General features: G+C 65.6%; 10 protein-coding genes. 7 read left to right on the forward strand and 3 right to left on the reverse strand.

The window, feature by feature from the left end:
* Positions 1-317 precede the first annotated feature (317 nt).
* Positions 318-1,346, forward strand: a complete 1,029-nt coding sequence (locus ACYPYD_RS11655) for an aspartate-semialdehyde dehydrogenase (protein ID WP_069708323.1) — start codon at positions 318-320, stop codon at positions 1,344-1,346.
* Between the two features lie 144 nt (positions 1,347-1,490).
* Here ACYPYD_RS11655 and ACYPYD_RS11660 read toward each other — a convergent pair whose 3' ends face one another.
* The 3 genes from ACYPYD_RS11660 to ACYPYD_RS11670 all read right to left on the reverse strand — a co-directional run bounded on the left by ACYPYD_RS11660 (position 1,491) and on the right by ACYPYD_RS11670 (position 6,329).
* On the reverse strand, positions 1,491-2,270 hold the full coding sequence (locus tag ACYPYD_RS11660; protein WP_069708322.1) for a 3-hydroxybutyrate dehydrogenase: 780 nt from the start codon (positions 2,268-2,270) through the stop codon (positions 1,491-1,493).
* Entirely contained in the window at positions 2,267-3,436 is a 1,170-nt protein-coding gene (locus tag ACYPYD_RS11665) for a DUF3734 domain-containing protein (protein ID WP_459663281.1), read from the reverse strand. Before ACYPYD_RS11665 ends, ACYPYD_RS11660 begins: the two co-directional genes overlap by 4 nt.
* 139 nt (positions 3,437-3,575) lie before the next feature.
* Positions 3,576-6,329, reverse strand: a complete 2,754-nt coding sequence (locus tag ACYPYD_RS11670; RefSeq protein WP_036526927.1) for a [protein-PII] uridylyltransferase — start codon at positions 6,327-6,329, stop codon at positions 3,576-3,578.
* 270 nt (positions 6,330-6,599) lie between these two features.
* On the opposite strand from ACYPYD_RS11670, the gene lgt reads away from it, so the two are divergent.
* From lgt to ACYPYD_RS11700, 6 genes are all read left to right on the forward strand, one after another.
* The gene (gene lgt, locus ACYPYD_RS11675) at positions 6,600-7,493 is read left to right on the forward strand and encodes a prolipoprotein diacylglyceryl transferase (protein WP_069708319.1); all 894 of its coding nucleotides are present in this window, start codon (positions 6,600-6,602) and stop codon (positions 7,491-7,493) included.
* Positions 7,493-8,554 (forward strand): class I SAM-dependent methyltransferase, encoded by a 1,062-nt coding sequence (locus ACYPYD_RS11680; RefSeq protein WP_459663282.1) that lies wholly within the window; start codon positions 7,493-7,495, stop codon positions 8,552-8,554. The genes lgt and ACYPYD_RS11680 overlap by 1 nt, the downstream gene beginning before the upstream one ends.
* Positions 8,530-9,162: a TMEM175 family protein gene (locus ACYPYD_RS11685; RefSeq protein ID WP_327195313.1), complete on the forward strand. Its 633-nt coding sequence runs from the start codon at positions 8,530-8,532 to the stop codon at positions 9,160-9,162. Before ACYPYD_RS11680 ends, ACYPYD_RS11685 begins: the two co-directional genes overlap by 25 nt.
* A complete protein-coding gene (locus tag ACYPYD_RS11690) occupies positions 9,159-9,647 on the forward strand; it encodes a DUF2306 domain-containing protein (RefSeq protein ID WP_036526931.1) in 489 nt (162 codons plus the stop codon). Before ACYPYD_RS11685 ends, ACYPYD_RS11690 begins: the two co-directional genes overlap by 4 nt.
* A 189-nt stretch (positions 9,648-9,836) precedes the next feature.
* Positions 9,837-11,261 carry a M16 family metallopeptidase gene (locus ACYPYD_RS11695; protein ID WP_459663283.1) on the forward strand — a complete coding sequence of 475 codons (1,425 nt, stop codon included), beginning with the start codon at positions 9,837-9,839 and terminating at the stop codon, positions 11,259-11,261.
* 11 nt (positions 11,262-11,272) lie between these two features.
* Positions 11,273-12,658: a M16 family metallopeptidase gene (locus ACYPYD_RS11700; RefSeq protein WP_459663284.1), complete on the forward strand. Its 1,386-nt coding sequence runs from the start codon at positions 11,273-11,275 to the stop codon at positions 12,656-12,658.
* The last annotated feature ends 130 nt before the right edge of the window (positions 12,659-12,788 follow it).

Genomic DNA, 12,788 nt, shown 5'->3' on the forward strand with positions numbered 1-12,788 from the left:
GACAGGCTCAGCCTGAGCGGAATTCTAAATTGGTCTATCAATCCCGCTCAGGCTGAGCCTGTCGAAGTCCAAGCTGCACGCGCAACATAAATTCCATTTACACCGCCCGCGCTTGCCGCTAGTGGCGCGGTCATGTTCGTGAAGCCGATCATTATTACCGCCCCGAAACCGACCGCGTCCGCGCGGTGGGCGTCGGTGTGCTGGTACTGAACGGCACAGAGCGACACTCACCCCGCACTTAACGGCACGCGGGGCTCTCCAAACGAAGACACCAGACCCTCGCGCTGCTCCACTACCAAGTAGGAGACGCATAGGTCATGGCAGCTAAGTTTACCCCCGGTCAGAAGCTCAACGTCGGCGTCGTCGGCGCGACCGGGCTCGTCGGTTCGATGATCCGCGAGATCCTCGCCGAGCGCAATTTCCCCGTCGCCCAGCTTCGCCTCTTCGCCTCGGCCCGTTCGGCGGGCAAGGCAATCGACGGCGTAGTCGTCGAGGATGCGGCGACCGCCGATTTCTCGGGGCTCGACGTCGTGCTGTTCTCGGCCGGTGGCTCGACCGCCAGGGAACTCGCGCCCAAGGCCGCTGCGGCGGGGGCGATCGTGATCGACAATTCCTCGGCCTTCCGTTCGGATCCGGAGGTGCCGCTGGTCGTCGCCGAAGTGAACCCGCATGCGCTGGCGAACCTGCCCAAGGGCATCGTCGCCAACCCGAACTGCACGACCATGGCGGCGATGCCGGTGCTGCGTCCGCTGCATGACGAGGCGGGGCTCAAGCGCCTGATCGTCTCGACCTATCAGGCGGTGTCGGGCGGTGGTCTCGAAGGCATCGAGGTGCTGGCCAGCCAGATCGAGCACGTCGGCGATCGCACCCGCGAACTCGCCGCCGGTGACACCGCGCCGCTGCTGCCCGAGGCGAAGAAGTGGGCGGTGCCGATGGCGCACAACGTCGTCCCGCTGAACTACGTCTATGCCGAGGAGGGCTACACCGAGGAAGAGATCAAGCTGCGCGACGAGAGCCGCAAGATCCTCGAAATCCCGGGCCTGCCGGTTTCGGGTACCTGCGTGCGCGTGCCGGTGTTCACCGGCCACTCGCTGTCGATCAATGCCGAGTTCGAGCGTCCCGTCAGCGTCGAGCGTGCGCTCGAACTGCTGCGCAGCGCGCCGGGCGTAGTGGTGACCGAAGTGCCCAACCCGCTGGAAGCCACCGGCAAGGACCCCGTGTTCGTCGGCCGCGTGCGCAAGGACCCGGGCGTGGAGAACGGCCTCGCGCTGTTCCTATCGAACGACAACTTGCGCAAGGGCGCGGCGCTGAATGCGGTGCAGATCGCCGAAGCGCTGATCGGGTAAAGAGCAGGCCTATCCCCACGCTCGTCACCCGCGAGCGTACCGAAGCAATCCAGGGCGGCCTGAAACGCCCTGGATTGCTTCAGCGGCTTTGCCGCTTCGCAATGACGAAGGTTGGGGGCGAAGGTGTGGGGCCTTCCCTTCACCTCACTCCATGAACCAGCCGTGGCTTGCCACCAGCGACTGGCCGGTCAGCGCGTTGGTCGGGAAGCTTGCGAAGAACAGCGCCACTTGCGCGATGTCGTCCACGGTGGTGAACTCACTGTCCACGGTGCCGCCCAGCATTACCCGGCTGATGACTTCCTCCTCGGAGATGCCCAGTTCCTTCGCCTGCTCCGGGATCTGCTTGTCCACCAGCGGGGTGCGTACGAAGCCGGGGCAGATCACGTTGGTGCGCACGCCCTTCTTGCCGCCTTCCTTGGCGATCACGCGGGAGAGGCCCAGCAGACCGTGCTTGGCGGTGACATAGGCGCTCTTGAGCGGGCTCGCTTCCTTGGAGTGCACCGAACCCATGAAGATCACCGAGCCCGACCCAGCTGCGTACATGTGCGGCAGCACCGCCTTCGAGGTCAGGAAGGCACCGTCGAGGTGGATCGCCAGCATCTTCTTCCAGTCGGAATAGGCGTAGTTCTCGACCGGGTTGACGATCTGGATGCCCGCGTTGGAGACCAGCACGTCCACCGTGCCCCAGGCGGCGATGACTTTGGCGACGCCGTCGTTCACCTGCTCCTCGCTGGTGACGTCCATCGCCACGGCCATGGCCTGCCCGCCGCTGGCGACGATATCGTCGGCGGCCTTCTGCGCGGCTTCGAGGTTGAGGTCGGCGATCACCACCTTGCCGCCTTCACCCGCGTAGATGTCGGCGATGGCCTTGCCGATGCCGCTGGCGGCGCCGGTGACGATGCAGACCTTGTCCTTGAGCTTCATGCTGCTGCTCCATTTGAAGAATTCGAGGCGAGGGGATGTTTCAGGCGGCCGCCCGCGCGGTCTCCGGCAAGGTCGAAAGTCACGATTTCATCGGGGTCGATGTCGCGGTTCACCCAGTCCGGATGGCGCAGCGAATGCTCGGCATCGACATGTCCGCAATGCCAGTGCTCGTCGATGGTCAGGCGCGAAAACTCGTAGTCCTTGGAGTTCGTCTCGTAACCGTGCGCGCGGTTGATGAGGTGCATCACCGCGACCGCGCCTGCCGGGCGGCAGTCGAGCAGGCGGGCGAGATCGGGGTCGTCCTGGAATTCCTCGGGCAGTCTGCGGGCGAGGCGCTTAGCGGCGGCGCGCAGTTTCTGGAGGGCTTTCGAGGTGTCGGTATTGAGCCGGGTGCGGCTGGAAAAGCGGATGTCCTTCTCGCGCTGGGCGATGTCGGCCATCGAGGTCGGGATGATCCCGCGCGAGGAGAACAGGTCAACCTGGTAGACGTTCATCTCCTGCATCGAGCGGTTGTCGAGCACGTATTGCAGCGGCGTGTTGGAGACGAGGCCGCCGTCCCAGTACCATTCGCCGTCGATTTCCACCGGCGGGAAGCCGGGGGGCAGGGCGCCGCTGGCCATGATGTGCTCGGGGCCGATGGTGCGCTCGGTATTGTCGAAGTAGGCGAAGTTGCCCTTGAGCATGTTGACGGCGCCGACGCTGAAGCGGGTTTCCGCACTGTTGAGGCGTTCGAAATCGACGAGGTCGAGGAGCGTCTGGCGCAGCGGCGCGGTGTCGTAATAGCTCAGGCGCGAGAGGTGGTTCGGCCACTCGGGCAAGGGCATTGGCCAGCGCGGGGTGAAGAAGCCGGGCAGGCCCATGGTGGCGGCATATTGCGCCGAAGCCTCGTTGAAGGCGCGGCGGGCGAAGCCGATCGGTTCGTCGAGGCGGTACTGCAGTTCGCGCGAGATGCCGTGCCAGAACCTTTTGAGTGCGGGGATGCGGTCCTGAGGGGCGTTTCCGGCGATCAGGGCGGCGTTGATCGCGCCGATGGATATGCCCGCGACCCAGTCGGGAGCGATGTCACGTGTCGCCAGCGCTTCGTAGACGCCGGCCTGATAAGCGCCGAGGGCTCCGCCGCCCTGCAGTACGAGTACGGATTGGGGATCGGGATCAGGTGCGTTCACGGCGCCGTCCTGTTTGAGAGGAACCTGTTGCGGTGCAACATGTGGGGCAGTGTGCGGTTCCTTTCAATGTGCATTTGCGAGAGGTTGTCTCCTCCACACTTCGTCATTGCTTCGCTGCGCTCGCAATGACGATGGAGGATCACGCCACCGCTTCCTCCAGGCTGGGCTCGCTGGTGGCCTCCAGCAGGCGCCGCTCGATCGCCTTGATGCGCGGGGCGGCGGTGATCTTCTCGCCCAGCAGGTCCGTCACGTAGAAGGTGTCCGCCGCGCGTTCGCCATACGTCGCGATATGGGCCGAGTGGACCATCAGCTTGGATTCGAACAGCGCATGCGCCAGCCGGTTGAGCAGCGCCGGGCGGTCGCGCGCGTTGATCTCGACCACGGTGAAGCGGTTCGACGCCTTGTTGTCGAACAGGACGCGCGGGCGCACGTCGAAGGCGTCGGCGCGCGGGCGCGCATCGGGCTTGGCGACCAGCTGCGGCAGAATCTTGATGCGGTTGGCGAGCGCGTTCTCGATGGTGAGTTCGAGGCGGCGTAGCTGCCCGTACTCCATGAACGGGCGGCCGAGCGGGTCCTGCACGAGGAAGTTGTCGACCGCGCGGCCGGTGCGGGTGGTGTGGATGCGCGCGTCGATGATGTTGCCGCCCGCCAGATGGATGCCCCCGGCGATGCGGTAGAACAGGCCGGGGTGGTCCGAGGCGATCACCGTCACCAGCGTCGCCCCGCGGGCCGGGTAGTATTCGGTCGAGATCGACAGCGGTTCGTCGTCCGAAGCATCGAGCTGGATGAGGTTGCGGGCGATGACGTCTTCGGGTTCGGCGATCCAGTAGGCGTCGCCGAGGATCGCGCCGACCTTCTCGACCAGCGCGGCATAGGCGCCGCCCATCGCCTCGACCTGCGCCTTCTTGGCCTCGACCCGCTTAGGACGGCCGAATTCGGCATGGCCCAGACGCAGGCGTTCCTCGGCTGCGCCGTAGAGCGTGGCGATCAGCTGGCGTTTCCACGAATTCCAGGTGCCCGGCCCGACCGCGCGGATGTCGACGATGGTAAGCACCGTCAGCTGGCGCAGGCGATCGACCGACTGCACGACCTCGACGAAGTCGGCGATGGTCTTGCCGTCCGACAGATCGCGCTTCATCGCGGTGGCGGAGAGCAGCAGGTGATGGCGCACCAGCCAGGAGACCAGTTCGGTCTCCTCCTCGTCCAGCCCGAAGCGCGGACACAGCTTCAGCGCGATCTCTGCGCCCAGCACCGAGTGGTCGCCCTTGCGGCCCTTGGCGATGTCATGGAGCAGCACCGAGACGTAGAGCGCCCGGCGCGAGCGGACCTTGTGGATCACCTCATGCGCGAGGGGGTGGTCGTCCTTCAGCTCGCCCTTCTCGATGCGCGAGACGAGGCCGATGGCGCGGATGGTGTGCTCGTCCACCGTGTAGTGGTGGTACATGTCGAACTGCATCTGCGCGTTGACGCGGCCGAATTCGGTGACGAAGCGGCCGAACACCCCCGCCTCGTTGAAGCTGCGCAGCGCGACTTCGGGGTTCCGGCGGCTGGTGAGCAGTTCCATGAACAGCTCATTGGCGCGCTTGTCGCTCCGCACCTCGTCCTTGATCAGCGCGGCATCGCGGGAGATCAGGCGCAGTGTTTCGGGGTGGATTTCCAGGCCCTCGCGCTCGGCGAGGACGAAGATCTCGATCATCCGGACGGGATCGCTCTCGAACCAGTCGTCCGAGGGCGCGCGCAGACGGCCGCCGAACACCTTGTAGCCCTTGAGCAGCCGTTCGCGGGCGCGGAAACCCGCCAGCAGCCCGCGCGGCTGGCGCTTGGCGAACTGCTCGTCGAGCTGCGCGAGGAACACGCCGGTCAGGCTGCCGACCACCTTGGCCTGCAGGAAGAACATCTGCATGAAGCGCTCCACGGCGCTCTTGCCGGGGCGGTCGGAGAAGTTCATGCGCGCCGCCACCTCGCGCTGGAGGTCGAAGGTCAGGCGGTCCTCGGCGCGGCGGGTGATGGTGTGAAGGTGGCAGCGCACTGCCCAGAAGAAGTTCTCGGCGCGGCGGAAACTGCGGTATTCCTTGGCCGTCAGCAGCCCCACGTCGACCAGTTCGGCGGGCGAGCGGACCTTGTGGATATACTTGCCGATCCAGTAGAGCGCGTGGAGATCGCGCAAGGAGCCCTTGCCCTCCTTGACGTTGGGCTCGACGACGTAGCGGCTGTCGCCCATGCGCTTGTGGCGTTCTTCGCGCTCGGCCAGCTTCTCGACCACGAACTGGCGCTCTGTGCCCGACACGACGTCCTTGAAGAAGCGGGCGCGGGCCTCCTCGTAGAGGTCCTGGTCGCCCCAGACGTAGCGGCCCTCCAGCATCGCGGTGCGGATCGTCAGGTCCGACTTCGACATGCGCACCATGTCGTCGAGCGAGCGGCTCGAATGGCCGATCTTCAGCGACAGGTCCCATAAGAAGTATAGCATCGCCTCGATCACCTGCTCGCACCACGGCGTCTGCTTGATCGGGGTGAGGAACGCGATGTCCACGTCGGAATGCGGCGCCATCTCGCCCCGGCCATAGCCGCCGACCGCCATGATCGTCAGCCGCTCGCCCTTGGAGCGGTTTCCGGCCGGGTAGACGTTGGTGACGATGTGATCGTGGATGACGCGGATCAGCTGGTCGGTGAGGAATGCCTGCGCCTCGGCGACCTCGTGCCCGGCCGAGGGCTTGGCGTCGAGGCGGCGGGCGATTTCCTCGCGCCCGTCGGCAAGGGCAGTGCGCAGCGTTTCGACGATGTAGCGCCGTCCCTTGGCGGCGCCATAGGCGTCCACCAGCTTCTCGATCGTCTGCACAAGTTCGCGCCGGTCGATCACGGAACGGGGGGAGGGGATTCGGATCACGCTGCTCATGCGTCCTGACTTAGAGACTGCCTTGGAATTGGGGAAGTATTCGTCGTCCCGGACTTTTGTGCCGGATGGGGCTTCGACAGGCTCAGCCTGAGCGGATTGGAGAGGTTTACCCCAAACGCCGCTCACCCTGAGCTTGTCGAAGGGTCACAGCACAGCCTGTCGAAGCCCCATCCGCATACGGACCTTACCGCGCGAAAGTGAAAAGCCCGCTACCATCGCGCATCGCCCTATGCCAGAAGGCCGCGAAATGAAGCATACGAGGTCCGCCACTTGTCCCTGACACTGCTTGCCGCCGCCGCCCAGGCGCCAAAGCCCATCTACTGGGTCGAACTCGGCCTCACGAACTACCTGTTCCGCATCGGCAGTTTCGAGCTGCGCTGGTACTCGCTGGCCTATCTGGCGGGGATCGTGCTGGGTTACTGGCACCTCAGCCGCATGATCCGCGAGCCCGGCGCCCCGCTGGCGCAGCGCCATGCCGACGATCTGTTCTTCTACTGCACCGTCGGCATCATCCTTGGCGGACGGCTCGGCTATGCGACCTTCTACACCGGCGGCGGCTCCGATATCCCGAGCCTGTGGCTGCACCCGGCCGAACTGGTGAAGCTGTGGCACGGCGGCATGAGCTTCCATGGGGGCCTCATCGGCGTGATGCTGGCGATGGCCTGGGTTTCCTGGCGCAACCAGTTGAGCCTGATCCGAGTGGCGGACTTCGTGTCGGTCTGCGTGCCCTTCGGCATGCTGTTCGGCCGCCTCGCCAACTTCGTGAACGGCGAACTGTGGGGCCGCGTCGTCTCCGGGCCGCTGCCCTGGGCGATGGTCTTCCCCGACGCCGGGCCGCTGCCGCGCCACCCCAGCCAGCTTTACGAAGCCGGGCTCGAGGGCCTGCTGATGATCATCGTCATGCTCACGCTCTACTGGAAGACCCGCGCGCGCTTCCGGCCCGGCCTGCTGGTCGGCGTCTTCACCACCGGCATCGCCTCGGCCCGGTTCATCGTCGAGTTCTTCCGCGAGCCTGACGCCCAGCTCCAGCGCTTCGCGCAGGTCACAGGCCTGTCGATGGGCCAGTGGCTGACGATCCCGCTGATCCTGCTCGGCCTGTTCCTGATCGCCCGCGCGCTGACCAAGCCCGAACTGTCCACCCGGCGTCCTATCGAGATAACCTGATGAGCGACGAAGCCGGGGGCGAAGACTCTCTGGCAGCCGTCTTCCGGCGGCTGATCGCCAATTACGGGCCGATTTCGCTCCAGCAGTACATGGGCGAATCGAACGCCCGCTATTACTCCGGCAAGGACCCGCTCGGCGGCGCGGGCGATTTCGTCACCGCGCCCGAAATCAGCCAGATGTTCGGCGAACTGATCGGCCTGTGGCTGACCGATATCTGGATGCGCGCGGGCGCTCCGGCGACGGTGCACTACGTCGAGCTGGGCCCCGGTCGTGGCACTCTCGCGCGCGATGCGCTGCGGGTCATGCGCAAGCAGGGACTGAGCCCCGAGGTCCATCTCGTCGAAGGCTCCGAGGCCCTGCGCGCCGAGCAGCGCAAGGCAGTGCCTGATGCGCAGTGGCACGCCGACATGGACAGCCTGCCCACCGACGCACCGCTGCTGCTGGTCGGCAACGAGTTCCTCGACGCCCTCCCGGTGCGCCAGATGGTGAAGACGGCGGCAGGCTGGCGCGAGCGCATGGTCGGCCTCGAAGGCCACCGCTTCGTGCCGGTCGCCGGCGATCGTCCGATGGACGCCGCCGTGCCCGAGGCATGGCTCGAAGCGCCCGAGCAGACCCTGATCGAGACTTGCCCCGGCGCGGCCGCCGTGGTCGACGAGATCGCCCGTCGCCTTCAGGGGCAGGGCGGGGCGGCGCTGCTGATCGACTATGGCTACGCCGAAAAGCGTACCGGCTCGACTCTGCAGGCGATCCGCGCGCATACCAAGGTCGATCCCTTCGCCCATCCCGGTGAGGCCGATCTCACCTGTCTCGTCGATTTCGCGACGATGGCCGAAGTCGCCGTCGCGGGCGGTGCGCGCCATCTCGGCACGGTGACGCAAAGGGCATTCCTGCGCGCGCTCGGCATCGAAACGCGCGCCGCGCAACTTTGCGCTGTTGCACCGCAACAATCTTCTGCCATAAACTCCGACAAGGATCGACTGATCGACGAGGGGCAGATGGGGCAATTGTTCAAGGTGATGGGGCTGGCCGCGCAGAGTTGGCCAAACGGCGCAGGCTTCTGATGAGTATGTCAGAATTGCACGGCGGCGCGAAATTCGCGCTCGAACGGATCGTGTTCTTTTCGGATGCGGTCTTTGCCATCGCCATCACCTTGCTGGTGCTCGAGATCGAGGTGCCGCATCTTCCCCCCGACGCACCGGTTCATGAATATTGGGCGGAATTGGGTAGGCTCATCCCCAATTTCCTGGCGTTCGTACTCAGTTTCCTGGTGATCGGACGGTTCTGGCTGTCGCATCACCAGATATTCAGCCGGGTGACGCATTTCGACGTGGCGCTGGTCTGGCCGAACCTGCTCTACCTGCTGGCGATCGGCGTGATGCCCTTCACCACGGCATTCGTGGCGGCGGGGCACAATACCTTCGTCCCGGCGCTGTGCTACAACCTGAACCTGCTGCTGACCGGGATTCTGGCCTGGTTCCTGATGTTCTGGATCGAGCGCAAGGGGCTGGCGGTGCCCGGTCCCGATAATCGCTACAGCGGTTCGCCCGGCGTGATCGCCGCTGCGGCGCTTGCGGTCGCGCTTGCTTTCGTCATTCCGCAAATCAGCCAGTTCGCGATGGTCACGCTGCCGCTGTGGCGCCTGGTATTTCACCGCAAGGGTGCCGCATGAGCAGTACCGTCAAGTCCATCGCGCCCGATCGGCTGGAGAAGCTGCTAGGGGCACTGGCGCTCGTCATGCTGGGTTTCGTCGGGGTCGCGGTGCTCAAGGGCATGTCCGAATGGGCGAACATTCCCGGCGTCATCTGGCTGCACTTGCTCACGATCGTCGTGGCTCTGGCGCTGACCCCGGTGCTGCTGTGGAAGCGGCGGGGGACGCCCGGCCATCGCGCGCTCGGCTATGCCTGGGCGGGGGCGATGTTCCTCACCGCTGTCGACAGCCTGTTCGTGACGACCAAGCCCGGCCATTTCAGCCTGATCCATATCCTTTCGGTCTTCACCATCGTGATGGTGCCGGTGCTGGTGCTCGCCGCGCGAAAGGGCAACGTCGCCCGCCATCGTCGCACGGTGCGCGGGCTGATCATCGGTGCGCTGCTGATCGCGGGTTTCTTCACCTTCCCGTTCGACCGGCTGCTGGGGCACTGGCTGTTCGGTTGAGGGGGAGCCACCCCGCCAGGGATTGCTCCGGTGAAAATTCTGTAATCGCAAGTCGTTCGTCGATGACGAATGTCGCTTGTCGATTGCAAACCGGCCGCTCACGGATAGTCTGGCATTGCCAAGCGGTTGCGCAGTCGGCTTCTCCTGCCGGGGCGTATCAACAGGGACACATCCGGGAGCACCATCGCCATGAGACTCGGCACCGTTCGTCGCGCCGTTCTGCTAGCCGCCGCCTCGCTGGCGCCGCTTTCCGCCTCGCCCGTGCTGGCGGCTCCCAAGGTCGCCGCTGCTCCGGCGCCCGCGAAGGGGCAAGTGCCGGTCGAATACCACAAGCTCGCCAATGGCTTGAAGGTAGTGATCTCGCCTGATCATTCGGTGCCTACCGCTACCGTCGGCGTCTATTACGGTATCGGTTTTCGCATCGAGCCTAAAGACCGCACCGGCTTCGCGCACCTGTTCGAGCACATGATGTTCCAGGGCTCGAAGAACCTGGGCAAGGCGGAATTCATCGGCCTCGTCAACGCCAACGGCGGCGTGCTCAACGGCTCCACCCGGTTCGATTTCACGAACTACTACGAGGCGATCCCCAGCAACACGACCGAGACGTTCCTGTGGGCCGAGGCAGACCGGATGAAGGGCCTCGACATCACGCAGGACAACCTCACCAACCAGCAGGGCGTGGTGAAGAACGAGGTCAAGGTCAATGTCATCAACCAGCCCTATGGCGGCTTCCCGTGGCTCGACCTGCCGCAGCTGGCGAATACGAACTGGTACAACGCGCATAATTTCTACGGCGATCTCAAGGAGATCGACGCGGCGACGCTGACCGACGTGCAAGCGTTCTTCAAGGACTACTACGCGCCCAACAACGCCGTACTGGTCGTCGCGGGCGACGTCGATCCGAAGCAGGTCATGGCCTGGACCGAGAAGTATTTCGGGCCGATCCCGGCCTCGGGCGCGCTCAAGTTTCCCGACATTTCCGAGCCGCGCCAGACGGCGGAGAAGCGCTCCGAAAAGACCGACCCGCTGGCGCCGCAACCGGCGCTGGCATGGGCCTATCACGTCCCGCCCAAGAACACGCCCGAGTGGGCGGCGATGCGGCTGATCGACCTCATGCTGATCCAGGGCGCGGACAGCCGGCTGACCCGGGTGCTGGTGAACCAGAAGGGCTATGCAGGCAACGTCTCGGGCGGGATCAACTGGCCGCTCGGCAGTGCCTATGACTACAACGGACCGATGCTGTGGTCGGCGTTCCTGATCCACGGGCCGGAAGTGACCGACGACGCCATTCTCGCCGACATCGACGCGGTGGTGAAGGACTTGCAGGACACCCTCGTCACTCCGGCCGAGCTTGCCCGTGCCAAGACCAAGGCCCGCTCCGAGATCTACGATACCGTGGGCGATGGCTACCGCTTCGGGCTGGTCAACCTGCTCGCCAGCTTCGCGCTGTTCGACGACGATCCGGGGCGGATCAACCGGATGGAGGCGGAGATCGAGAAGGTCACGCCCGAACTGATCCGCAAGACCGCGCGCGAATACCTGCGTTCGACCAACCGTACCGTGATCAGCCTGAAGCCCGGCGCCGTCGCCGCGGCTCCGGCGGCCGCGAAGTGAGGGAGGGCATCATGATCCGGAATCTTCTCCTCTGCACCGCCGCGCTGGCGCTGACCGCTGCTCCTGCTTTGGCAAAGGAAACGCCGCCCGCCCCGGCCGCGCCCAAACCCTTCGCTCTGCCGCCGCTGACCGAGTTCACGCTTGCCAACGGCATGAAGGTGACCATGGCGCAGCACGGCAACGTGCCCAAGGTCACGATCGTCGCCAGCGTACGCACCGGCAATATCGATGACGGCCAGAACGTCTGGCTCGCCGACCTCACCGGCGCCTTGATGCAGAAGGGCGCGGGGGGGCGCGACGCCTCGCAGTTGGCCGAGGCCGCCGCGGGGATGGGCGGTTCGCTGGCGCTTTCGACCGGCCTCGATTCCAGTTCGGCGATGATAGACGTGCTGGGGGAATCGACGCCTGATGCCGTCGCCCTCGTCGCCGACCTGCTCCAGCGCCCCGACTTCAAGGCCGAGGAACTGGAGAAGGTGCGCGCCGACATGCTGCGCAACCTGATGGTGGCCAAGTCCACCCCCGGCTCCATCGCGTCCGAGGCATTCTCGGCGGCGCTCTATCCCGAGCATCCCTATGGGCGCACGTTCCCGACGCCGCAGCAGCTGTCGGGCTACACGCTGGAGCAGATCAAGGCGTTCCATGCCGGCAACTTCGGCGCGGCGCGCACGCATCTCTATATCGTCGGCCGCTTCGATCCTACCACGGTGCGCGCGGCGGTCGAGAAAGCGTTCGGCGGCTGGGCGGCAGGCGCTGCACCCACCGCATTGCCCGTGCCCGCCGAGCCCGCGCCCAAGGTCGTGCTGATCGACCGGCCGGGCGCGCCGCAGTCGACCGTATGGATCGGCAAGCGGGTTGCCAAGCCCGGCTACGACATGGATTTCCGCGCCACCAACACGCTGCTGGGCGGCTATTTCTCCTCGCGCATTACCCGCAACATCCGCGAGGACAAGGGCTACACCTACTCGCCCAGCGCGTCGCTCTCGCAGCGGGTGCAGGGGGCGTTCTGGGTGGAGGACGCAGATATCACAGCCGAATCGACCGGGCCTGCGATCACCGAGATCTACAAGGAGATCCGGCGCATGCAGGACACTCTCCCCACCGATGCCGAAGTGCAGGGCATCCGCAATTACATGAACGGGACCTTCGTGCTGGGCCTGTCCTCGCGCGATGGGCTGGCGGGATCGCTGGCCAACCTCGACGTGCAAGGGCTGGGGGTGGACTACCTCAATGGCTACGTCGGTCGGGCGAGCGCGCTCAAGGCGGCGGATTTCCAGACCGCCGCGAAGCGCGAACTGTCGGTGGACAAGCTGAGCGTTGTGATCGTCGGACCGCTGGAGAGCGTGCGCCCGCAGCTTGAGAAAGTGCCGGAGATCGCGGCGAAGCTACCGAAGAAGTAAGCGTCATGGCACACCGTCGTCCCGGGCTTGATCCGGGACCGGTGGCTGTCTTTAGGTGGGCGCTGCTGTGCCGGGCGCCCTGAAGCTATGTGGGCTGGTCACGGCCAGCGGTCCCGGATCAAGTCCGGGA

It is taken from the genome of Novosphingobium sp. 11B, assembly GCF_054589055.1.